This is a genomic window from Acidovorax sp. GW460-11-11-14-LB4 (assembly GCF_059423685.1).
The window spans coordinates 1-22,706 of sequence record NZ_JBWKYJ010000016.1 but is presented as its reverse complement, the minus strand read 5'-3'; the positions used below and the strand labels follow the sequence as shown (position 1 = coordinate 22,706).

22 protein-coding genes are annotated in these 22,706 nt (G+C 65.9%); 10 read left to right on the top strand and 12 right to left on the bottom strand.

Translation table 11 applies throughout. The features are described from left to right. The first annotated feature begins 87 nt into the window (after window positions 1-87). The 3 genes from AC07X4_RS08700 to AC07X4_RS08690 all read left to right on the top strand — a co-directional run bounded on the left by AC07X4_RS08700 (window position 88) and on the right by AC07X4_RS08690 (window position 3,830). Complete coding sequence (locus AC07X4_RS08700) at window positions 88-2,394, top strand: cyanophycin metabolism-associated ABC transporter (RefSeq protein WP_494739852.1); 2,307 nt, start codon at window positions 88-90, stop codon at window positions 2,392-2,394. Window positions 2,395-2,415: 21 nt separating this feature from the next. Next, window positions 2,416-2,913, top strand: coding sequence for a cyanophycin metabolism-associated DUF1854 family protein (locus AC07X4_RS08695; RefSeq protein WP_494739851.1), 498 nt, complete (start codon window positions 2,416-2,418; stop codon window positions 2,911-2,913). Window positions 2,914-3,398: 485 nt separating this feature from the next. Further along, entirely contained in the window at window positions 3,399-3,830 is a 432-nt protein-coding gene (locus AC07X4_RS08690) for a hypothetical protein (RefSeq protein ID WP_494739850.1), read from the top strand. Window positions 3,831-4,117: 287 nt separating this feature from the next. Here the strand turns inward: AC07X4_RS08690 and AC07X4_RS08685 are convergent, their stop codons facing one another. From AC07X4_RS08685 to gspF, 3 genes are all read right to left on the bottom strand, one after another. After that, the gene (locus tag AC07X4_RS08685) at window positions 4,118-4,525 is read right to left on the bottom strand and encodes an EF-hand domain-containing protein (protein ID WP_056066421.1); all 408 of its coding nucleotides are present in this window, start codon (window positions 4,523-4,525) and stop codon (window positions 4,118-4,120) included. Window positions 4,526-4,727: 202 nt separating this feature from the next. After that, window positions 4,728-5,654, bottom strand: a complete 927-nt coding sequence (locus AC07X4_RS08680; RefSeq protein WP_116747934.1) for a 5'-nucleotidase — start codon at window positions 5,652-5,654, stop codon at window positions 4,728-4,730. Between the two features lie 4 nt (window positions 5,655-5,658). Further along, window positions 5,659-6,891: a type II secretion system inner membrane protein GspF gene (gene gspF / locus AC07X4_RS08675; protein WP_099729298.1), complete on the bottom strand. Its 1,233-nt coding sequence runs from the start codon at window positions 6,889-6,891 to the stop codon at window positions 5,659-5,661. A 241-nt stretch (window positions 6,892-7,132) separates the two neighbouring features. Between gspF and AC07X4_RS08670 the strand changes: the two genes are divergently transcribed. Then, complete coding sequence (locus tag AC07X4_RS08670) at window positions 7,133-7,882, top strand: SDR family NAD(P)-dependent oxidoreductase (protein ID WP_395452936.1); 750 nt, start codon at window positions 7,133-7,135, stop codon at window positions 7,880-7,882. 43 nt (window positions 7,883-7,925) lie between these two features. Here AC07X4_RS08670 and AC07X4_RS08665 read toward each other — a convergent pair whose 3' ends face one another. Next, on the bottom strand, window positions 7,926-8,954 hold the full coding sequence (locus AC07X4_RS08665; RefSeq protein ID WP_494739849.1) for an LLM class flavin-dependent oxidoreductase: 1,029 nt from the start codon (window positions 8,952-8,954) through the stop codon (window positions 7,926-7,928). Between the two features lie 204 nt (window positions 8,955-9,158). Here AC07X4_RS08665 and AC07X4_RS08660 point away from each other — a divergent pair, with 204 nt between their 5' ends. The 4 genes from AC07X4_RS08660 to AC07X4_RS08645 all read left to right on the top strand — a co-directional run bounded on the left by AC07X4_RS08660 (window position 9,159) and on the right by AC07X4_RS08645 (window position 12,077). Next, window positions 9,159-9,644: a CZB domain-containing protein gene (locus AC07X4_RS08660; protein WP_015015652.1), complete on the top strand. Its 486-nt coding sequence runs from the start codon at window positions 9,159-9,161 to the stop codon at window positions 9,642-9,644. 327 nt (window positions 9,645-9,971) lie between these two features. After that, window positions 9,972-10,724, top strand: coding sequence for a M48 family metallopeptidase (locus AC07X4_RS08655; protein WP_494739848.1), 753 nt, complete (start codon window positions 9,972-9,974; stop codon window positions 10,722-10,724). Between the two features lie 37 nt (window positions 10,725-10,761). After that, window positions 10,762-11,553 (top strand): NlpC/P60 family protein, encoded by a 792-nt coding sequence (locus tag AC07X4_RS08650; RefSeq protein WP_494739847.1) that lies wholly within the window; start codon window positions 10,762-10,764, stop codon window positions 11,551-11,553. Further along, window positions 11,550-12,077: a hypothetical protein gene (locus AC07X4_RS08645; protein WP_494739846.1), complete on the top strand. Its 528-nt coding sequence runs from the start codon at window positions 11,550-11,552 to the stop codon at window positions 12,075-12,077. The genes AC07X4_RS08650 and AC07X4_RS08645 overlap by 4 nt, the downstream gene beginning before the upstream one ends. 75 nt (window positions 12,078-12,152) lie before the next feature. On the opposite strand, the gene ruvC is transcribed toward AC07X4_RS08645, so the two are convergent. Genes ruvC through AC07X4_RS08625 form a run of 4 tightly spaced genes read right to left on the bottom strand, consistent with a single transcriptional unit; the run spans window position 12,153 to window position 15,540 of the window. Continuing rightward, window positions 12,153-12,701 (bottom strand): crossover junction endodeoxyribonuclease RuvC, encoded by a 549-nt coding sequence (ruvC, locus tag AC07X4_RS08640; RefSeq protein ID WP_056066401.1) that lies wholly within the window; start codon window positions 12,699-12,701, stop codon window positions 12,153-12,155. 58 nt (window positions 12,702-12,759) lie between these two features. Next, window positions 12,760-13,752 carry a phosphatidate cytidylyltransferase gene (locus AC07X4_RS08635; protein ID WP_056066583.1) on the bottom strand — a complete coding sequence of 331 codons (993 nt, stop codon included), beginning with the start codon at window positions 13,750-13,752 and terminating at the stop codon, window positions 12,760-12,762. Between the two features lie 60 nt (window positions 13,753-13,812). Then, entirely contained in the window at window positions 13,813-14,574 is a 762-nt protein-coding gene (locus tag AC07X4_RS08630) for a lysophospholipid acyltransferase family protein (protein WP_056746924.1), read from the bottom strand. A gap of 54 nt (window positions 14,575-14,628) precedes the next feature. Further along, the gene (locus tag AC07X4_RS08625) at window positions 14,629-15,540 is read right to left on the bottom strand and encodes an AraC family transcriptional regulator (RefSeq protein ID WP_494739845.1); all 912 of its coding nucleotides are present in this window, start codon (window positions 15,538-15,540) and stop codon (window positions 14,629-14,631) included. Between the two features lie 76 nt (window positions 15,541-15,616). On the opposite strand from AC07X4_RS08625, the gene AC07X4_RS08620 reads away from it, so the two are divergent. Beyond that, the gene (locus AC07X4_RS08620) at window positions 15,617-17,056 is read left to right on the top strand and encodes a cytochrome P450 (protein ID WP_494739844.1); all 1,440 of its coding nucleotides are present in this window, start codon (window positions 15,617-15,619) and stop codon (window positions 17,054-17,056) included. A 27-nt stretch (window positions 17,057-17,083) separates the two neighbouring features. Here AC07X4_RS08620 and mtgA read toward each other — a convergent pair whose 3' ends face one another. The 4 genes from mtgA to AC07X4_RS08600 form a co-directional block, all read right to left on the bottom strand. Then, window positions 17,084-17,818 (bottom strand): monofunctional biosynthetic peptidoglycan transglycosylase, encoded by a 735-nt coding sequence (mtgA, locus tag AC07X4_RS08615; protein ID WP_192420477.1) that lies wholly within the window; start codon window positions 17,816-17,818, stop codon window positions 17,084-17,086. A 17-nt stretch (window positions 17,819-17,835) separates the two neighbouring features. Further along, complete coding sequence (aroE, locus tag AC07X4_RS08610; protein ID WP_494739843.1) at window positions 17,836-18,690, bottom strand: shikimate dehydrogenase; 855 nt, start codon at window positions 18,688-18,690, stop codon at window positions 17,836-17,838. Window positions 18,691-18,816: 126 nt separating this feature from the next. After that, the gene (locus AC07X4_RS08605; protein ID WP_056746921.1) at window positions 18,817-19,677 is read right to left on the bottom strand and encodes an energy transducer TonB; all 861 of its coding nucleotides are present in this window, start codon (window positions 19,675-19,677) and stop codon (window positions 18,817-18,819) included. A 30-nt stretch (window positions 19,678-19,707) separates the two neighbouring features. Further along, window positions 19,708-21,783 (bottom strand): ribonuclease catalytic domain-containing protein, encoded by a 2,076-nt coding sequence (locus AC07X4_RS08600; RefSeq protein WP_494739842.1) that lies wholly within the window; start codon window positions 21,781-21,783, stop codon window positions 19,708-19,710. Between the two features lie 89 nt (window positions 21,784-21,872). Here AC07X4_RS08600 and AC07X4_RS08595 point away from each other — a divergent pair. Next, window positions 21,873-22,706, top strand: an 834-nt coding sequence (locus tag AC07X4_RS08595) for a pilin glycosylation ligase domain-containing protein (protein ID WP_494739841.1), incomplete at its 3' end; no start/stop codon positions are given.

Genomic DNA, 22,706 nt, shown 5'->3' with positions numbered 1-22,706 from the left:
GCACCGTGGCGTGCAGTATCGGTGAGAATTCTTGCTTTCGCGAGAGCGGCCACCGCAGGCAGCCGGTGGCGGAAAACCCAACCAAAAATGCAACATCACCATTCTGTGGACGCCTCGGGTGTCTTTTCTAGCCCTGTGGGAGCCGATTTGCGGGCCATGCTCGCTTCCAAAGAGAACGTGTTGGCGGCTTTGCCGGTTGACCTGAGCGCCACACTGCGCTTTGCGGCGGGGTGGGTGGTGGTGACCTCCGAACGGCTGCTGGCCTGCGACCCTGGTACCACGACCTGGCGCAGCTGGCCCCTGGGTGAAGGGCTGACGCTCAAGCTGCATGACCATGGCGGAGTGGGCTCGCTCGAGCTGCACAACCCCCAGGAGCGCCTGGCCCAGTGGCGCTTTACCCTGGCGCACCATGCGCAGGCGCTGCGCCTGGTGCAACGTTTTGAGCAGCAAAGCGCCCGGGGCGACAGCGGTGCCGAGGACGAAGCCGACGAGCCCGCTTGCCCTACCTGCCACACGCCGCTGCCGCCCGACACCGAAGAGTGCCCGGCTTGTGCCCGTGCCCAGCCACCCCAGACCTCCACCTGGGTGCTGCTGCGCCTGTGGCGTTTTGCGCGGCCCTATCGCAAACAGCTGGCGGCCGGTTTTGCGCTGACGCTGGCGTCAACGGCCGCGACCCTGGTGCCGCCCTACCTCACCATCCCGCTGATGGATGACATCCTGATTCCGTTCCAGAACGGCAAACAGATCGAACCTGGCCTGGTGCTGCTGTACCTGAGCGGCCTGCTGCTGTCGGCGCTGGCCGCCTGGGGCCTGAGCTGGGCGCGCACCTACATCCTGGCGCTGGTGTCCGAGCGCATCGGCGCCGACCTGCGCACCACCACGTACGAGCACCTGCTGCGCCTGTCGCTCGACTACTTTGGGGGCAAGCGCACCGGCGACCTGATGGCGCGCATCGGGTCGGAGACAGATCGCATCAACGTGTTCCTGTCGCTGCACGCGCTCGACTTCATCACCGATGTACTGATGATCGTGATGACGGCGGCGATCCTGTTCTCCATCAACCCGTGGCTCGCGTTGGTCACGCTGGTGCCGCTGCCCTTCATTGGCTGGATGATCCATACCGTGCGCGACCGCCTGCGCACCGGGTTTGAAAAGATCGACCGTGTGTGGTCCGAGGTGACCAATGTGCTGGCCGACACCATCCCCGGCATCCGCGTGGTCAAGGCCTTCGCCCAGGAAAAGCGCGAGGCCCAGCGCTTTCGCGATGCCAACCAGCACAACCTGGAAGTGAACGACAAGCTCAACAAGACCTGGAGCCTGTTCACCCCCACGGTGTCGCTGCTGACCGAAATCGGGCTGCTGGTGGTCTGGGCGTTCGGCATCTGGCTGGTGTCGCGCAACCAGATCACGGTGGGTGTGCTCACCGCCTTCATCGCCTACATCGGGCGGTTTTACGGGCGGCTGGATTCGATGAGTCGCATCGTTTCGGTCACCCAGAAGGCCGCTGCAGGCGCCAAGCGCATCTTCGACATCCTGGACCATGTGAGCAACGTGCCCGACCCGGCCCAACCCGTGAAGGTGGACAAGGTGCTAGGCGCCATCAGCATGCAGGGCGTGGGCTTCCGTTACGGCAGCCGCGCGGTCATCAAGGGGCTGGATCTGGACATCCGCCCCGGCGAGATGATTGGTCTGGTGGGCCACAGTGGCTCGGGCAAGAGCACGCTGGTCAACCTGATCAGCCGCTTCTACGACGTGAGCGACGGGTCCATCCAGGTCGATGGCATCGACATCCGTCGCTTTGCGGTGGCCGACTACCGCCGCCACATCGGCCTGGTGCTGCAGGAGCCTTTCCTGTTCTTTGGCACCATCGCGGAGAACATCGCCTACGGCAAGCCCGAAGCGACGCGCGAGGAAATCGTGGCCGCCGCCCGTGCCGCCCATGCGCATGAATTCATCCTGCGCTTGCCGCATGGCTACGACTCGCTGGTGGGCGAGCGCGGCCAGGGCCTGTCGGGAGGCGAGCGCCAGCGCATCAGCATTGCGCGCGCTCTGCTGATCGACCCGCGCATCCTGATCCTGGACGAGGCCACCTCGGCCGTGGACACCGAGACCGAAAAGGAAATCCAGAAGGCGCTCGATAACCTGGTGCAAGGCCGTACGACGATCGCCATTGCCCACCGCCTGTCCACCCTGCGCAAGGCCGACCGCCTGGTGGTCATGGACCGCGGCGAAGTGGTGGAAGTGGGCCCGCACGATGAATTGATGGAAAAGCAGGGCGCCTACTGGCGGCTGTACGAAGCCCAGGCCCGCCGCGCCGAAGAAGACGCGCAGGCAGCAGGCGTGATCATCGACAGCAGCCTGCTGCACCCGGCCCACCCCGCCGGCAACCCCTGAGACGCTGTGAGCGACCCTGCCATGAATGCTTCCCTGACCCCATCGTCGTCCACCCCCGCCTTCCAGCTCACGCGCAACCCGCACGGCCGCCTCGTCCTGACCCTGGCCGATGGCATGGCCCATGAGGGCGTGACTCCCGTGCGTGCTTTTCCTATCGCCGCGCCGGGCGAGGGGCTGTCCCTGGTGGGCGCCGACGGCCATGAGCTGCTGTGGGTTCCCCGGCTGGAGGCCGTGACGGGCGCCGCCCGGCAGCTCATTGATGAAGAGCTGGAGGTGCGCGAGTTTGTGCCCACTATCCAGAAAATCCTGGCCGTTTCTAGTTTCTCGACCCCCAGCACCTGGGACGTGGAGACCGACCGGGGGCCTGCCCGCCTGGTGCTCAAGGCCGAAGAAGACATCCGCCGCCTGGGCGGGCGCACCCGGCTGCTGATTGCCGGGGGCGACGGATTGCAGTTCCGTGTGAAGGACACCACGGCGCTGGACAAGCATTCGCGCCGGTTGCTCGAACGCTTTCTTTGACCTTGTATGGCGGAGTCAAGCCGGCTCCGTCCAGGGCTCGGACCTTGTCCTGCCAGTCGTAGGAGCCTGTCTGCGCTCCTCTGCAGAACCGTCAACATGCTCTGTCGGGAATGTGGGGCCGGCGGAGACCCCCTCTTGCGCATTCCTTGCGCACGGCCCGAGCCGCCTACTTCTCTGCTTGTTCCCCTGCAGCGGGTGACGACCTGCGGGCGCCCCGCCTTCTGACGGCGTGGTGCGGTTGCGACATCTGGCGCATGCCCAGCGCTCTGTTCAGCCGATTCGGCCCATTCGGGGCACTGTTTGGCACCTTCATGGTCCCTGCCTGACGCAGAACCGTCCCAAAAAGCTGGTTTTTTACTAGGGAAAACCCTAAATTTCGTTCAATCGGTGAAAAAGACCTAAATTCACCCTTCTTTTTGCCGTAATGAATGTACGAAGAGGCCGAAAGACCCTCTGTACCTTTTGTTCAACTACGGGCCAATGTCATGCAAATGCCACCTGTCGATCGATCGCCGTCCTGGCGTCCTCAGGGCGCTGATTTGTATTCCACTGGCGCCTCGGGTGCGCCTCCGGTGCGTCCCATCAACGCTCCCAACCCTGTCGAGTCCATGGACCGGATGGGTGAGGGGGCGATCGTGCGCGAGCCGGACAAACCCTCGGCGCCCGAGGCGCCCAACCGGGACTGGACGGCGGTAAAAAAGAAAGACACCGTCGAAGAGCCGCCGGAGCCTCCCAAAGAGCCGATCTACAAGCAGCTGCTGGAGTTCATCCAGTCGATGTGGCGCGCCAGCGGCAGCGCGGTAGAGGTAGCGCAGGACGTCAACAAGATGACCTTGCAGGAGCGCCTGGCCCAGCAGGTCAAGAACGAGCCGCTGACCTACACCGACCCCAAGGTCAAGCGCACCGGTGGCGCCTGAGTAGCTGGCGCTGCCGGGCTGCCTGCCCTGAGGACGGCTCATTGCGTGCGGTGGCGAGCCCGGTGCAGTGCAGCGAAGCCACTGCGCAGCGGCAAACTGTGACGTACAGGCGCTGCATGCAGTGGGTGCACGGTGCCGTGCGCACGGAAGCTGTGGGTACTGCCTCGATGCGCCAGGTATTATTTGCTATTAATTAGATAGCTGGCAGCGCATATTGCACTAGCGCTCCAAGTCGATTGGACTGATTTTTGGGGCTTTGCCGCTTGGCAAAGTGCAATCAGCGCTCCTCACGGACGGGTCTCTGGCGCAGGGGGCGGCGCAGCCGGTGCCGCCGACGTCGCAGCCGCTTGTGCCGCTGCCCGCTGACGATCACGCTCGGCGCGGTACTTGGCGGCAAAGGCACGGACTTCGGCATACGACACAAAGCCATCGCCATCCGTGTCGGCCTCGTCAAAGGCTGCCGCCAGGCGCGGGAACAGCTTTACCTCAGAGCGGCTGAGCTTGCCGTCTCCGTTGAAGTCCAGCATCTTGAATTCACGTTGTGCCTTCAGCTCGCCCGGGCTCACTGCCGCTGCGGGCTCTGTGGCGGCGTGTGTCTCCGCTGGAGGGGCCGGTGCTGGTGGGGGCGTTTGTGCCAGTGCTGCACAGGCTGCCAACAGGGCCACCGTCGCCAGGACCGGCCTTTGCAACCCCATAGACGCCAGGGATGTGCGAATGCGCAAAGTGTTCTCCTTCGAAGTCTCAACGGCCATGGTGGCACATGGGGGGCGAGGGCGGTGGTTTGCAACCGGGGCTTTGCAGACATTCACCGGGCGTTGCAAGTCTTTGCAGAACTTTTCCCAAGGGCTGGGTGCAGGGTGGCACAGCGCGCCGGCCTGCAGCCGAGGCTCCTGCGGGTCAGTTCCCTGCGACCCGCGCCGGATTCGAGATGCCGCTGTTCACATGGCCCGCAGGCACGTGGCGCGCTGCCGAGGTGACGTGGCCGGTCTGGTCGTCAAAGAAGAAATCGGGCTCGAACTCGCGCAGAAATTCGCCCTTGGGCAGGCCGCCCAGGAACATGGCTTCGTCCACCGCAATGTTCCAGTCCATCAGGGTACGGATGGCGCGCTCGTGCGCGGGGGCGCTGCGGGCGGTGACGAGCGCGGTGCGGATGCGCATGCCGGTGCCACCGGCCTCGCCCGCAGACTGCAGGCGGTGCAAGGCGGCCAGCAGGGGTTTGAACGGGCCGTCGGGCAGGGGCTGTGCGGCCTTGTCGGTCTCGTGCTGCTGGAAGGCGGCCAGCCCCTCCGCCTGGTACACGCGCTCGGCCTCATCGGAGAACAACACGGCGTCGCCGTCAAAGGCAATCCGCACTTCGTTGGGGTTGGAGTCGCCCGCCTGCACCGACTCCGTCACCACCCGCGCGGCGGGGTAGCCCAGGTGCAAGGCCTCGCGCACGTCGGCCTCGTTGGCGGACAGGAAAAGGTGTGCACCCAGCGGCCGCAGGTAGCGAAACGGGTCGCGCCCTTGCGTGAACACACCGCGCTGGATGGTGGGCAGACCATGGGCATGGCACGAGCGGAACACGCGCATGCCGCTCACCGGGTCATTGCGCGACAGCAGCACCACCTCCACGCGCTGGTGCTCGGAGGTATTGAACGCGAGCAGCTTGCGCACCAGTGAAAACGCCACGCCCGGCGCAGCAGGTACGTCGAGCCGCTGGCGCTGCATGTCCACGTAGGCGCGGTCGTTGTCCTTTTCGAAGACGCGGTTCTCTTCCTCAAAATTGAACAGCGCGCGCGAGGAGATGGCGACTACCAGCTTGTCGTCGAGCGTCACGGCCATAAGGTCACTTCACAAACTGGTTGAGCTGGATGATCGGCAGCAACACGGCCAGCACGATCAGCATCACGATCAGGCCCATGCCCACGATGAGCAGCGGCTCCAGGATCGTAGCCAGGGCCATGGCGCGGCGCTGGACCTCGGCCGAGAGCTGGCGGGCCGCGCGCTGCAGCATCACGGGCAGTTGTCCGGTCTGTTCGCCCAGGCGTGCAAACATCGACAGCAGCCCCGGAAAGCGTTTCTTTTGGGCCAGGGCCGAGGCCAGCGGAGCTCCCTCGCGCACCAGCACCAGGGCGTCGAGCGCGTCGGCCCGCAGCGCGCGGTTGTTCAGCGTTTCAGCAGCCGCCTGCAAGGCCTTCAGGATCGGCACCCCGGCGCCTGCCAGCATGGCCAGCGTGCCGGCAAACCGTGCTGCGTTGTAGCCGCGCGCCAGTTTGCCCACCAGGGGCAGATTGAGCCAGGCGGCATCAAATTTCTCGCGAATATGGCCGATGGTGAGCGCCCATCTTGTCCCAAGCGCTATCAAAATAAAAGCAATCAACATCACCCAGCCATAGCTGCGCACAAAGGCGCTGAGGCCCAGCATGGCCACTGTCAGGAACGGCAACGCCCGCTTGGTGCCTGCAAACACGCTGGCCACCTGCGGCACCACATAGCCCACCAGGAACAACACGATCACGATGGCCACCAGGGTCACGATGGCCGGGTACAGCGCAGCGCCCACCAGCTTGGCCTTGAGCGCCTGGCGCTCTTCCAGGTCGTCGGCCAGGCGCTCCAGCACCAGGCCCAGGTTGCCGCTGTGCTCGCCCGCACCGATCACGGCGCAGTAGATGTCAGAGAACTCGCGCGGGTGCTGCGAAAGTGCGCGGGCAAAGGTGGCGCCTGCATTGACCTCGGCGCGCAGGGCGGCGACCAGGTGGCGCTGGCGTTCATCGTCGGCTTCTTCGGACAGCGCGGTGAGTGCACGTTCCAGCGGCAGGCCCGACGACACCAGCCCGGCGATCTGCCGTGTCCAGATGGCCAGCCCGGTCGCGCTGAACACCGGCCGGGTGAACAGGCGCTGGCCCAGGCTCGCGGACCGGCCGTCCAGCGACTGGCCGGTCTGCACCATTTCCACTGCCAGCGGCACCAGCGCCTGGGCCCGCAGCAGGCTGCGCGCGGCCTTGGCGGTGTCGGCCTCCAGGAGGCCTTTGCGGGTCTGGCCCTGGGCGTCCAGGGCTTCAAAGGAAAAAGCAGGCATGCAAATGCGGGCGTGGGTGGTGGGGCGCGGGCGTGGAAATCACGCAGTCCTGCAACGGGCAAACATCCGCCGCAGGGCCGGCAGCCCCTGATGGTAGCCGCTACCCAAGGCCCAATGCCTCCACCCTGCTTCCATGCCCGGGGCATGACACAGGTCAAGGCGCTGACGCATGGCACGCGCAGAATGAAAGTTGATCTGTGGCATCGGGTTGCAGGCGTTTGGAACGAACAAGGGGTCTTTCATGCTGAAGAACAAGGTGGCATTGGTAACGGGCGCATCGTCGGGCATCGGTCGCGCCATTGCGCTGGTGTGGGCGCGCGAAGGTGCCAAGGTGGTGGTGTCGGACGTGAATGTGCAGGCGGGCGAGGAAACCGCCGCGCTGGTGCGCGCCGCCGGGGGCGATGCGATCTTTGTGGCGGCCGACGTGGGCAAGCCCGAGGACTGCGAGGCGCTGGTGCAGCGCACCGTCGCCCACTACGGCCGCCTGGACGTGGCCTGCAACAACGCGGGCATCGGCGGCCCGCAGGCGCCTACGGCTGACTACCCGCTGGACGGCTGGGCGCAGGTCATCAACATTAACCTGTCGGGCGTGTTCTACGGTATGAAGTACCAGATCGCCGCAATGCTGAAGAACGGTGGCGGCGCCATCATCAACATGGCGTCCATCCTGGGTTCGGTGGGCTTTGCCACGGCGCCCGCCTACACGGCGGCCAAGCACGGGGTGGTGGGGCTGACCAAGGCTGCGGCCATCGAATACAGCGCGCACGGCGTGCGCGTCAATGCCGTGGGCCCTGCTTTCATCCACACGCCCATGATCAGCGGGTTGGAGCAGGACGCCGGCATCAACGCCATGCTGGTTGGCGCCCACCCCATCGGCCGCCTGGGGCAGCCCGAGGAGGTGGCCGAGCTGGTGACCTGGCTCGCGTCCGGCAAGGCGTCGTTTGTGACCGGGGCGTACTACCCCGTGGATGGCGGCTACCTGGCGCGCTGAAGACCAAGAGCGGCGCCCAGGCGCCCCCCGGCTGCCCAGGTGCTCAGGCCGCGACGGCGGCCTGGCCCAGTGTGGCGTGGGCCTTGGCCGCAATGTCCAGCGAGCGCAGACGCAGCGCAGGGTCGTACACATCGCTCACCAGCATCAGCTCGTCGGCGCCAGTGGCTTCGCTCAGGCGGGCCAGTCCTGCACGCACCGTGTCCGGTCCGCCAATCACGGCCGCAGCCAAAAAGTCGCCAATCGCTGCACGCTCTTGGGGTTGCAGGCGCGCGGCGTAGTTCTCGATGGGCGGCAGCAGGCGGCGGCGGTCACCCGTCAAGATGCCGAGCACGCGCTGGTAGGTGCTGCTGGCCAGGAAGTCGGCCTCTTCGTCCGTCGGGGCAGCGATCAGCGGTACGCCGATGGCCACATAGGGCTTGGGCCAGGCGGCAGACGGCCGGTACAGATTGCGGTACAGGTCAATGGCCTGGTGCAGCAGGCGCGGCGCAAAGTGCGAGGCGAACGCATATGGCAAACCGCGCTCGGCTGCCAGCTGGGCCGAGAACAGGCTGGAGCCCAGCAGCCAGATCGGCACATTGGTGCCCGCACCTGGCATGGCAATCAGGCGCTGGCCGGGCTCGGCAGGGGCCAGCAGGCGCTGCAACTCTGCCACGTCGCGGGGAAAGTCTTCTTCGGTTTCCACCCGGTCGCGGCGCAGTGCTCGCATGGTGGTGGGGTCGGTGCCCGGCGCGCGGCCCAGGCCCAGGTCAATGCGGCCAGGGTACAGCTCGGCCAGTGTGCCAAAGGCCTCGGCCACCACCAGCGGGGCATGGTTGGGCAGCATCACGCCGCCCGACCCGACGCGGATGCGCGAGGTGCCACCGGCAATGTGGCCTACCAGCACGGCGGTGGCGGAGCTGGCAATGCCCGCCATGTTGTGGTGCTCGGCCAGCCAGTAGCGGGCAAAGCCCAGTTTTTCGGCATGCTGGGCGGTGCGCAGCGCAATCTGCAGCGCATCGGCCACGGTGCCGCCTTCGCGGACGGCCACCAGATCAAGCATGGAAAGGGCAGGGCGGCGGGGAGTGGAAGTCATGCATGCATTGTCCGGCTGCCGTTGCTTTTGTGCAGGCGGTGGGTGCAGAGCTGGCAGTGGCAGCATGGTTGCCCACGCACATTTTTACGAAGGAGCCATTTTTTGGTAGCCAAAACGGCGGAGGCGCCACAGAATGTTTCAAGACATTTCCGCGCCGGCTGCCATTTCGCGCTGCGCGGGCCAGTCGCGCAAAAGGGATGACGCATGGGTTTTTTCAGCCGCTTGTTCAAGATCCGGGAGCAGGACCCCACCAGCCCCGAGACCACCTGGGCCATGGAAGACAACGGCAGTGAACTGGTGCTGGATGCCGAGTACGCGGCCACGCTGATGACCGAGATCGACATCGACGCCGCCATTGCCAGCCACGAGCGCTGGCGCTTGCAGCTGCAAGACATGGTCAACGGGCGCTCCGACGAAGTCATGCGGCCCGAACGCATCTGCCAGGACGACCGCTGTGACCTGGGCCGATGGCTCTACGGCACGGGCCGGGTGCGCCTGGGGCATTACCCCGCGTTCGACATGCTGGTGGCGCGGCACAAATACTTTCACCAGCAGGCGGCCGACGTGGTGACAGCTTTCCAGTCGGGCGACCAGCCCAAGGCAGCGCAGCTGCTCAACGGCAGCTGCCGCCACGCATCCAACCAGGTGCTGCTGCTGCTCAAGGAGCTCAAGCGCGGGCTGGGGCGCTGAGCCGCACCACCCCGGGTGGGGGCATTCTTTTTGCCAAGCCGTTCGGCCTTCTGAAGCCGCAATCCTCTGCCGCTGCGCGCGTCGCGCAGCGCGAAGGTGGAGGTGTCGCTAGCGATACCTTTTTTAGAGCGGACGTGAACGACGCCTTGGCGTACTGACCGCGCCGAGCATCGACACACAGCTCTTACATCTGCAGATAGGACTCGCCCCCGAAATCGGGGGGGTGCGTCGCTATATTTCGGCGCACTTGAGAACCTTTGCTTGCACAAGGTTGCTCAATAAAACATCCATACCTAAAGCAACGATAAAGAAGAGAGAGGGAATTCGATGGACCGCCGCCAACTACTGACGCTTGTGACCCTGGCATCCGGCGTGAGTGCCGTATCGCCCGTCTGGGCACAGTTTGACCTGGGCAAGATGCTCGACGCGGGCAAGGACCTGGCCAAATCCGAGTCGCTGACCGACGACGAGGTCAAGGCTGCCTTTGACCAGATGGCCGCTGAAAGCGACCGCCAAAACCGCATTGCTCCCGCTGGCAACCCTTACGCCACGCGCCTGAACAAACTCACGGCGGGCTTGGGCACGTATGACGGCCTGAAGATGAACTTCAAGGTCTACCTCACCCCCGACATCAATGCCTTTGCCATGGCCAACGGCACCATCCGTGTGTACTCGGGCCTGATGGACAAGTTCACCGATGACGAAGTGCGCTACGTCATCGGCCACGAAATCGGCCACGTCAAAAAGGGCCACAGCAAGGCCCGCATCCAGGCGGCCCTGCGCACCAGCGCCCTGCGCAATGCCGTCTCGTCCAGCAACAGCCGCGCCGGCGCCATCGCCGACTCGCAACTGGGCGATCTGTTTGAAAAAGTGGTGCGCGCCCAGCACTCCCAAAGCAACGAACGCGAGGCCGACGATTACGCGATGGGCTTCATGAAAGCCAAGCGCTACCAGCCGAGTGCCTGCGTGAGCGCACTGGAAAAGCTGGCCGTGATGTCGGGCGGTGATTCGAGCAACTTTCTGTCCACCCACCCCTCGCCGAAGGAGCGGGCGGAGCGGATGAAGACGCAGTTGGCGTGAAAGCCTTGAACATCCAGCGAGCGCATAGGAGACGCCGATGATCACGGATACCGTTGGCCAAGGCGGCCGCAATTCCTTGAACGACACCATGATCGTTCAGCGGTCGCTGAACGAGATTGACATGCCGGGTGTTCAGCAACTGGTGGCAGATGGTTCGCCCGGGGCGCGGACCATTTTCAAGATTCACGCCTTTCAACGCAGCATAGGCATAACGCGTCCGGATGGGTTGATTCGGCCTGGCAGCAAAACAATGACCGCGCTCATGTGCCGGGCTGACGCCGAAAACACGGTGCAATCGAAGCTTGCCTTGACCAACCCCGCGCCCTCCAGCGCTGATTTGGGGGCTCCTTGGATCGCGACGGCCGAACGCGAACTGGGTCAGAAAGAACTGGCAGGTGCCAGCGCCAATCCGCGCATCATGGAGTATCACAAGGCCGCCAAATACTGGGCCAAAGACGATTCTGGCAAGAAGGACGCTTGGTGTGGATCGTTCGTGGCTTGGGTCATGTCCCAGCACGGCTACTTGCCTCCTCCAAACGCGTTCAGAGCCAAGGAGTGGTCTAACTTCGGCGTGGAACTCAAGAGTCCCGTGTATGGTGCCATCTGTATCAAAAGCAGGTCTGGCGGAGGGTATGTGGCGTTTGCGGTCGGCCAGAGCCGTGATGGCAAACACTACTTCATGCTCGGAGGCAACCAGGGCAATGAAGTCAATATCAGTCGATATCCCGCGAGTGTCTGGGATGCATTCACCTTTCCCTCCGGATCGGCGCAGGGCAAATCTTTGCCAGTCTTTCAGGGGACGTCGTCTGAAGCGGGGAGTGAGTCATGAGTTTGCGCGCTAGCGTGTTGGTAGCCACATTTATCGCGGGTTCCTGGTTCAACACCGACGGTGCCTTTGCGGTGACGATGTCAGCCGCAGGAGAAACGAACTCTGCCGAAGCCATGGCGTCTTCCGAAAGGGAGTTTCTGGCAAAAGCGATTGCGCAGACGCCCTACTCGGCCCTTGTTGTTCACACCCGTGTGGACATAGCTCCACTGCACAATAAAAGTGCGCACCACGAGGCAGCTGACGTAGTGACCGAGGAGCGTCACATCTATCACGCACGCGTGTTGGAGACCTTTCGAGGCAAACCCGCTTCAACCATCCGTTATGAGATGGTGGTGGAGCGCGGAGAAGGGGCGGAGATTGATGCCAAACCGCAGATTCTGACGCTCTGCTCAGGACCGCGTGGCCTCTACTGGCCTGGGACTGGGGCCAGCTTTGATGCAGTTCAGTCTTCGATCCTTTTGGCCAGGCGCGTAGCGCGCGAGACGTCATCCCTATCGCCTCGAGGCTACTCACAGTGCAACTGATCCAAGTGCGTCTGTCAGGTGCAGTATGGGCGATGCTCCAAACCTAGGTACTTCGACGTTGGCAATGGCGGGATTTCAATAACTCCGCCCATCCTTGTACATCGCATGCTGCCGCCGGTTCAGCGTGGCGGCTTCGCCCAAGCGGCCCATGGCGGAACCGGCGTGTGCATGGGTGATGGCCATGCCCAGGCCGTCGGCTGCGTCCGTGCCCGGCAGGCCTGGCAGCTGCAACAGCCGCCGCACCATTTCCTGCACCTGGCTTTTGGCGGCGCGGCCGTGGCCGACCACGGCCTTTTTCATCTGCAGCGCGGTGTATTCGGCAACGGGCAGATTGCTGGCCACCAGGGCGGTGATGGCGGCGCCCCGCGCCTGTCCCAGCAGCAGTGTGGACTGGGGATTGACGTTGACGAACACGATCTCGACCGAGGCCACATCGGGCTGGTAGCGGGCTGCGACCTCGGTGATGCCGTCGAAAAGGATCTTCAGGCGCCCGGGCAGGTCGCCCAGCGCGAGGGTGGTGGTGCGGATGGTGCCGCTGGCCACGTAGCTGAGCTTGTGGCCGTCCATGTCCACCACGCCGAAGCCGGTGGTCTGCAGGCCGGGGTCAATACCAAGGATGCGCATTTGCTCTCGTTTTTATAGCTATTGGGGCAATGGGAACTAGCGCTATCGGCCGATTCTTCTACAAACCGAAGTACCAGCGTGCCGAATGGAAGAACACGGGCGCTGCAAAACACAGCGCATCCACCCGGTCGAGCAGGCCCCCGGCACCGGTGACGGACATGCCCTGCATGCCCCAGCTGGTGATGCCGCGGTCGCGTTTGAGTGCTTTCATCACCAGGTGCCCCAGGCTGCCCGCCACGCAGGCCAGCAGCGCCATGCCCAGCGCCTGGCCGGGTTTGAAGGGGGTGATGAAGGTCAGCAGACCGCCTGCCAGGCCCCCGGCGGCCACGCCTGCCAGCCAGCTGGTCCACTGAAAGCTCTGGCTCACTTGCGGCGCCACCGGTTTGTGCGGAAAGCGCCGCCCGAGCAGGTGCTGCACCAGCATGCAGGTCTGCACCACAAACACCAGAAAGAACACCAGAAACGCGCCCTTGTCGCGGTAGCCCGGGAAGTCGAGCAGCAGCAGCGCGGGCACGTGGCTCATGCCGTACACGCAGACCATGATGCCCCACTGCAGCTTGGCATTGCGCTCCAGAAACCGCTGGGGGTCGTTGGCCAGTGCGCTCACCACGGGCAGCGCCAGAAACACGTACACCGGGATGAACACGGTGAACAGGTCGAAGTGCTTGCTGCCCACCAGCCAGAACTGCAAGGGCAGCACCACGAAGAACGCCAGCACCAGGCTGCGGTGGTCGCCCCGGCGCGTGGGCGACAGGGTGATGAACTCGCGCAGCGCAAAAAAGCCCACGATGGCAAACAGCACCGTGGCCACCGTTTCGCCCAGCACCCAGCCGATCCAGAACACCGTGGCCATGACCCAGGAGGTCTTGAGCAGCCCCCAGAAGCGCTTGGCTTCCAGGGCCCGGGCTTCTGCTTCGGGGTCGTCGCTGGCGTGCTCTCGCAGATTGCGCACAAAGGCCCACACGGTGACGATGGACAGGATGCCGAACACGACCAGGAACAAGGCCCCGATCTGCTGGGTGGCGGTGAGGTTGCGCAAGAATTGGTTCATGTCAGCGCGCGCTCTGGGGCGCAGCATTCGGCAAGGTCAGGGGCTTCGGACGGGTCATGCTCAGACTTCTCGCAGAGCGATGACGGCGCGGCGCGCACGGTCGAGGAACGGGCGGCGCTCTTCACCCGCTTCGAGCTGGATGGGCGCGCCAAAGGTCACCGAACACAGGATGGGCACAGGCACCACCTCGCCCTTGGGCATCACGCGCTGTACGTTGTTGATCCATGCGGGCACCAGCACCACCTGCGGAAACATCTGTGCCAGCTTGAACAGGCCGGATTTGAACGACTGGGGCTCGTCGCCATGGCCGCGCGTGCCTTCCGGGAAGATCACGATGGAGTCGCCGCTCTCGAGCGCGCGCACCAGCGGGGCCAGCGGGTCGGACTCTGGCAGGGCGGAACGCAACTCCTCGGGGGTTGGAGCGCGCGGCGGGGCTTCGGGTGATGGGTCTGGGCCACCTGCGGCGGCCGTGTCTGCATCGCTCGGCGTGGCTGGTGCCCCAGTGGGCTCGGCCGCCACCGGCGCAACCGGCCGCGCGGGCGTGGCCTGGCGGTCCACATACACGGCGTTGAACACGGCGGTGGTGATCCACTGCCGGAACGGCGTCTTCGTCCAGTAATCCTTGGCAGCGATGGGCCGCGTGATGCTGCGCAGCTCTTCGGGTAGCGCCGCCCAGATCAGCACCATGTCGGCATGGCTCTGGTGGTTGGCAAAGTAGATACGCTGCTCGGCCTTGGGCGGGCAGCCATACCAGCGGGCCTGGGAGCCGGTGAGAAACCGCACGATCCCCAGCAGAAGGAAACTCATCAACTTGGCAAGCATGGCGGGGATGATACGGGCGCCGGGCCTGCATGCCAGGCAAGGACCTGGGCAGCGCTACACCCAGATGCGATAGGCCCAGAAAGCTTCGTCCCCATAGATGCCGTCATACAGCGCCTGCGGTGCATAGCCCGTGATGCGGCGCGTGACGCGGCACAGGTGCGACTGGTCCGAGAACCCGGCGCCCGCTGCGACATCCGCCCATTTGACGCTGCCTTGGGATGCATCGGCCGCGATGGTGTCGAAGAACGCCTGCTCGGCCTTGCCAAAGCCGCGCAGCTCGCGCAGGGGCAGCCCGGCCCAGCGCTTGATGCGCCGCTCCAGCTGGCGCAGGCTGCGGCCGGGGGCCGACAGGGCGGCGCGCTGCGCCAGGTGCGCGGCCCAGTCGCCGTAGCGCTGTGTGGGCAATGCCTGGGCGGGGCGGCAGGCCTGCCAGCGGGGCTCCAGGAAGTCCTCCAGGTGCTGCAGGCGGGCCGCGTTGTCGGGCAGGTTCTGCACTGCCTCGCACAGCGCCAGCCAATCGGGCGGCAACAGGGATTGCGCGTCCACCATGCGGTCGGTCAGGGCGCCGGGGCCCACGCCGGTGAGTTGGTGCAGCGCGTCGGGCATGAACATCACCATCATGGCGTGCGTGGGCCCTGCGCAGTAGCTGGAAGTGGGGCGCGTCTGCGGGCCTGCCAGCACCCAGCGGCCGGGGTAGGCCTCGCGCGGGCTGTGTTCCGTGGGCATGGTGTCGGGGCGCTCGGCCACCAGGGCCTCGCTGCGGCCTTCAAACCACCAGCTCAGGCTGCACAAGGGGGATGCAGGGAAGCGGTTGATGCGCTGCGCATCGCTGAGCGCATGGCCCACCGTGCTGCGCGCCATGGCCGCGCGCAGGCAGGCCGTGAGGCTGGCGCGCGGCAGCCACAGTTCGCCCGAGGGGATCAACCCGGCAGGGTGCCGGGGGGAAAGGGGGGCCAAGCTTGCCATGGGGCGCGAGTGTAGGCGACGGGGGCTGTCGCAATCGTTCAATACTGACTCGTCGCTGCGCTGCAGCATGTGGGGCATGAACTCGCCCACAGTCACCACGTCCTCTGTTACTTCTCCCACTCATCCCCCCACGCCTGCAACGCCACGCGGCCCGCGAACCCGTTGGTGGGGCCTGCCGCTGCTGCGCGCCATGCGGGCCGACTACCTGGGCTTTGTCACCCAACTGCAGCGCGAGCATGGCGACCTCACCCGCATGCGACTAGGGTATGAAGATGCGTGGGACCTGATGCACCCCGACCTCGTGCGCGAGGCACTCGTCACCCATGCCGACCAGCTCATTCGCTGGGAGCGTGGCATTGCGGTGTTCGAAGAAGTGTTTGGCCAGAGCGTGCTGGTGACCGAAGGCGACACCTGGCAGCGCCAGCGCCGCATGCTGATGCCCGCCTTCACTCCCAAGCGGGTGGCAGGCTACGCACAACTGATGACCGATGCCGCCCGCAGCGCACTCGACGCTGCCGTGCCCCCGGGCCAGCCCGGCGCCCAGGTGGCGGTGGATGCGCTGTGGACGGACGTGGCCATGGACGTGATCCTGCGCACGCTGTTCAGCGAATCGGCCCAGGCCGATGCGCGCGATGCCGCCTGGGCCACGCAGACGCTGTCGGAAACCGCCTTCCGCGAAATGTTTATGCCCTTCACGCTGCCCGACTGGCTGCCCCTGCCGGGCAAGGCGGCCAAGCGGCGGGCTATCCGGTCGTTGAAGGGGCTGGTGTGGCGCCACATCCATGCCCGCCAGGCCGAGGTGCCCCCACCCGATGCCCCTGCGCGCACGGACCTGCTGCAGATGCTGCTGGCCCTGCGCGACGAGGAAACCGGCGAGGCCTTGTCGGCGCAGGAGGTGTTTGACCAGTGCATCGTCAGCTTCCAGGCCGGACACGAAACCAGCGCCACCACGCTGCTGTGGTGGACCCTGCTCATGGCCCAGCACCCCGAGGCCGCGCAGCGCGCCCAGGCCGAGGTCGATGCCGTGCTGCAGGGCGGCACCCCCGGCCCCGAGCATATGGCCCAGCTGCCCTGGCTGGGCGCCACGCTCAAAGAGGCGCTGCGCCTGTACCCTCCGATTGCCGCGCTGATGAGCCGCCGCACCACCGCGCCCGTCGCGCTGGGCGGCGTGCCGGTGCCCCAGGGCGCCATGCTGCGCATCACCCCTTGGGTGCTGCACCGCGATGCACGCTGGTTTGCCGAGCCGGACCGTTTTGTGCCCGAGCGTTTTCTGGACGGCGCGCCGCCCATCCCCCGGGGCGCGTGGATTCCGTTCGGCCTGGGTCCTCGCGTGTGCATTGGCCAGCACTTTGCGATGCTGGAGATGACGCTGTTGGCGGCCATGCTGCTGCAGCGCTACACCGTGCGGCTGCCGGTGGGGGGCGCCGTGGGAGCGCCCCGGTTTCAAGTGACACTGCGGCCAGAGGGGACGTCTGCGCTGTGGCTGCAGCGGCGCGATGCGCCGCTGGGGCGATAAGGCGCGCTGCTTACCTGTGGGTGAAGTTCAGGGCAACTCCGCGCCGCCCATGCGCCCTAGGATCGTGCGTGTCCGTCCTGCCAGATACGCCGACCCGGGCGTTTTCTCAAAGCGCTTGGGCGCAGGCAGCATCACGGCCAGGCGCGCGGCTTCGGCGGTGCTCAGGCGGCTGGCGCTTTTGCGGAAGTAGTGCTGCGCGGCCGCCTCGGCGCCGAACACGCCTTCGCCCCATTCCACGTTGTTGAGGTAGATCTCCAGGATGCGCTGCTTGGAGAGCAACTGCTCCAGCGCCAGTGTGAGAACAAACTCCTGCCCCTTGCGCAGCAGCGTGCGTTCGCCCGACAGCAGCAGGTTCTTGGCCAGCTGCTGGGTGATGGTGGAGCCACCCCGGATCTTGGGCGCACGCACCGGGCGCTCGGGGGCACGGGCCTGCGCCTTGCTGGCCAGGGCTTCGGCCTTGGCGTTGCGCTCCCAGGCTTTTTCGATGGCGTTCCAGTCCACGCCGTCGTGGTTCACAAAACCATCGTCTTCCGAGGCGATGACGGCGCGCTTGAGGTGGTCGGAGATGTCCGCGTACGGCACCCATTGCTGGCGCCAGGGCACGTGGCCTTTGCTGGCCAGCAGCGTCCAGGCTTCAGAGCGCTGGAAGGTGGTGGATTGGGGGTTGATCGCCACCATGGCGGCAATGCGCAGCACGAAGAACAGCTGCAACGCCACGAAGGCGATCACCAGCAGTCCCAGCCAGCGCAGCACGGCTTTCATCGGGGCGTCCTCGGGGCTCAGGCCGCAATGGATTGCTGCATTTCGCGCAGCACCTGGGCCGAAGGCGGGCGCACACCGCGCCACAGCAAGAAGGCTTCAGCGGCCTGTTCCACCAGCATGCCCAGGCCGTCACGGGGCTCCGCACCGTGCTGGCGCGCCCAGTCGAGGAAGCCTTGCGCTGCGGGGCCGTACATCATGTCGTAGGCCAGGGCTCCGGGGCGCAGCACGCTAGCGGGCACCGGGATGCCGCCGCCAGAAAGGCTGCTGGCCGTGGCGTTGATGATTACATCGAAATGGGCCGATAGCGCTAGTGGTTCTTGCGCTGACAGCTCTGCTTTTTGTAGCGCAGCCAAGGCGCTGTGCGACTGCACCAGCGCCTGCGCCTTGGCCAGGGTGCGGTTGGCCACGGTGATGTGGCGGGCCCCCGCCAGCAACAGCGGGCCCAACACGCCTGCGGCGGCGCCCCCGGCGCCCACCAGCAGCACATCGCGCCCGGCCAGCGACACGCCCGCGTTGCGCGTGATGTCGGCCACCAGGCCCAGGCCATCGGTGTTGTCAGCGTAGATGCTGCCGTCGGCGCGGAAGGTGAGGGTGTTCGCCGCACCCGCCAGTTGCACGCGCTCGCTGCATTCGGTCGCCAGGCCTGGCGCTTCGGTCTTGAACGGCACGGTGACGTTGCAGCCGCGCCCGCCCTCAGCGGCAAACGCCCGCACACCCTGGGCAAAACCGTCCATGGGCACCAGGCGGCATTCGTAGGCAATGTGTTCACCGGTCAGCTCGGCAAAACGGGCGTGGATGGCAGGCGAGCGGCTGTGGGCGACCGGGTTGCCCATCACGCAGTACAGGTCGGCAGGGGAGGCGGGGGATGTCATGGGTGGCTAGGGCGGCGTGGGGCTGGCGGTACGGGCGGCCGTGCGGTGTGTTCTGTGGGGCGGGCAGGTGGGCGTGGAGGCCTTGGCGGCCGGCGAGAAGGGCCTCGCTGCGCACCCGCCGGGCAGTTACTTCACAACGGTTTCCAGGGTCTGGTCGCGGGTGAACTTGAAGCGCGCCACCATGGCGATCTGGTCGGCCTTCTTGCGCATCTCGGCATCAAAGGCGCCAAACGGCCCTGCGGCGCGGGCAATGGCTTCGGCGCGGCGGTCCAGCGTGCCATTGCCTGAGCCTTGCACGATCTCCGTGCCCAGCACGCGGCCGTCATGGTTGACGGTGACGATCATCGTCAGCTCGCCGTACAGCTTGCGCCCGCCCTGCTCCGGGAAGTTTTCGGTGCCCTTGTCCTCGACCTTGCGGCGCAGCGCGTCGTAGTACACGGCGTAGGCTTCCTCGCGGGTGGCGGGGCTGATGTAGCGCTTCTTGGGGCGCGAGTTTTCTTCGTTGATGCGTTTTTCTATCTCGGCCAGCAGCTTGACCAGCTGGCGGCGCTTTTCCTGCTCGCTGGCCTGTTCTCCGCTCTGGCTGGCCTGGCGCGGATCGGGCGCGGGCATGGTGGCCAGCTGCTTTCGCAACTGGGCCAGCAGCTGGGCCTGCTGCTCCTGCATCGCGTCCATCTTGCGCTGGGCTTCTTCGTAGTCGTCACCGATGGTGGTCAGGGCCGAATAGGGCAGGGGGCTGGTGGCCCGGCCCTTCTCTGCATCGCCACCGCCTGCCAGGTTGGCCTGGGCAATCGCCTGGGCCTTGTCGGGCCGCTCGTTCGACTTGGCGTTGACCAGGATGACTTCGAGCGGCGTGTCCTGGAACACCCGGTTGAAGCCCTCGGGGTCAATGAAGCGCACCGAGATGAGTGCAGCGTGTACGGCGATGGAGACGCCCAGCGCCAGCTGCAGCGTGCTGAAGGTGCGGAGGAAGGCAGGGAGTTTCATCGCCGGCAATTATCAGGGGCTGTCCGGGGCTTAGGCGGCCGGTGCTGCTGCAGTGGCGTCGGCGGGGGCCTCGTTCACGTCCACCGCAATGGCGATGGGCCCTGCCACGGTGTCGTCGTCCTCGGCATCGTCCACCGGGCCGTCGTCGCTGGTGTCGGCGGGGTCGTCCAGGCGCTCGATCACGGTGCCGTGGATGTCCAGCGTGATTTCGTCCACCTCGCCCAGCTTGACCTTCAGGCGCGCGCCGCGCGGCAGGTTCTGCGCACCCAGCACGGGAAAGACCAGCGGAATATCGTCTGCCCGCACCAGGAAGCTGCCGCCCGGGCCTTCCTTGAAGACCGTGGCGTTCAACTCGGTGATGCCGTTCTGCTCCACATATTTCAGCGTCCAGAAGCGCTCCATGCCCGCCTGGTAGCCGTTGTAGGCGCTGTAGGCGGCGTCGAAGCTGCTGATGATGGAGAACAGGTCTGCGTCCTTGGGCTTGAAAGGCGCGGCCAGTGCGGCCGTCTTGCCGTGGCGCGCGCAGGCAATGATCTGCCACTGGTTGACCAGATCGGTGTAGCGGCGCAGGGGCGAGGTGGCCCACGAATACGCTTTGACGCCGATGCCCGCATGCGGCAGCGCCTTGGTGCCCATGCGCACCTTCACGCCCGGCGCCATGCTGGCCTGGCTGCGGTAGATGCCGGGCACCCCAAGCTCGGCCATCCAGCTGCCCCAGGTGCTGTTGGCCACGATCATGGCCTCGGCCACGATCAAATCGAGCGGCGCGCCGCGCTGGCGCACGCTGATCTGCACCTGCTCGTCGCCCGTGGGCTCGGCGCCATTGTTGCCGACCAGGCGGAAGTTGTAGTCTGGCCGGTTGAAGTTCTCGGGCTTGCCACGCACGACTTCGCGGCGGGCTTTGAGGTCTTTGGCGAGGCGGTGCAAAAATGATAGCTGCCCACGCAGGTCGGACAGGCGGTGGGGGTCGTTTTGATGCTCAAACGCCGGGTTGGTCAGCCATTCTTCCGTCACCACGCCGTCGAGCTGGTCGTGGCGCAGGTTGGCGGCGATGTGCACGCGCTCCAGCCGGGTCTCGGAGCCCTTGAACTCCAGCGTGGCTTCGTCGATGGTCACGTACAGCGACACGGCCGGGTTGGCGCGGCCTTCGTCCAGCGTGTAGGTCTGCACCACATCATCCGGCAGCATGGTGATCTTGTAGCCCGGCATGTACACGGTGGACAGGCGCGCACGGCCGAGCTGGTCAATCGCGCTGCCCGGCTGGATGGCCAGGCCGGGCGCGGCGATGTGGATGCCCAGCACCACGGTGCCGGTGCCCAGGCCCTGCACCGACAACGCGTCGTCGATTTCGGTGGTCTGCGAGTCGTCGATGGAGTACGCCTGCGCGGTGGACAGCGGCAGCTCATCGGCAATGACGGGCGCCGTGACGGCTGGAAAGCCTGTGCCCTTGGGGAAGTTCTCGAACAAAAAGCGCTTCCAGTGGAACTGGTAGGCCGAGTCGATGGCACCCGCCTTTTGCAGCAGATCGAGCGGCGCGGTGTGCGTGGCGCGGCTGGCGTCCACCACGGCCTTGTATTCGGGCGCGTTCTTGTCGGGCTTGAACAGGATCTTGTAGAGCTGGTCGCGGATGGGCTGCGGGCATTCGCCCCGGCCCAGTTGCGCGGCCCATTCATCGATCTGCGCGAGGATGGCTTTTTTCTTCTCGATGGCGGCCAGCGCCTGCTGCAGGATCTCGGCCGATGCCTTCTTGAACCGGCCCTTGCCCGCACGGCGGAAGTAGTGGGGCGCGTCGTACAGGCGGAACAGCGCACCGGCCTGCTGGGCCAGTGTGGCGTTGTCGGAGAAATAGTCGCGTGCCAGGTCGGCAAAGCCGAACTCGTCTTCGGGCGCGAACTCCCAGGCCAGATCCAACTCGATGGTCTCGGCCACGGCCTGGGCCTGGGCGATGAGTTCTGCCGGGGAGGGTTTTTCGAACTTCAGGAGGATGTGGGCGGCCTTGACCTTGACCCGTTTGCCCGAGTCCAGCTCCACTTGGGCGGAGGTATCGGCTTCGGACAGGATACGGCCGGCGAGAAATTTGCCGGCTTCTTCAAACAATGCGTGCATGGCGGCGATTGTCCCATGGGCGCCAGCGGGTACCCGGGCAGCCGCGCATATGATCCACGGCGCGCCCTTTCTGCCCGACCTGCCATCCCATGCCCTTTGCCACCATGGCCACGCCGCTGACACTGCTGGCACTGGCGCTGCCGTTCCTGTTCTGCTTCACGCAGGCCCCCATCAACAACTTCTGGCCCCTGCTGGCGTCCTGGGGCTGCGGCGCGGTGCTGGTGCTGCTGGCTCTGGCTCGCTACGGCAGTTCGCCGGGGCGGGATCAGGAAGGGGAGACCAGGGCTGCGCCAGCCCTGGTGTCGAGCCGGATGCTGGCGGCCGGCCTTCTCGTAGCGGCACTGATCAGTGCAGTCATCGGGCTGCTGCAGTACTTCCTGGGGGACCCTGGCCTCCCAGGAGTGCAGCCCTCCACGCTGGGGCAGGCCATTGGCAACCTGCGCCAGCGCAATCAGCAGGCAACGCTCCTGAGCCTGGGCGTTTGGGCGCTGTTGTGGGTCCTGGCCCAGAGGCAGGCACGTCTGCAACACCCAGGCATCGCCACCCCCGTGCAGAGAGGAAAGGCTTGGCCCGGGTGGTTGACGGGGTTGCTGGTGGCCTGGGCGTTGGCGTTGCTGGCGATGTCGAGTGCCGCCACGGCATCACGCACCGGGGCCGCGCAGTGGCTCTTGATGCTGGGGCTGATGTTGTGCTGGCGCGTGTCGTGGGGGCGCCTGGTCCTGGGGCTGGGATTGGTGGGGCTGGTGTTGTATGGCGCAGCGGCTTGGCTGCTACCCCGTTTACTGCTGGACTGGACCGGGTTCGCATCGGATGGGCTATTTGTGCGCATCCTCGACGAAGAGCCTGGTTGCACCAGCCGCCGCGTGCTGTGGGCCAATGTGCTGCACCTGATCGCCCAAAAGCCCTGGGTGGGCTGGGGCTGG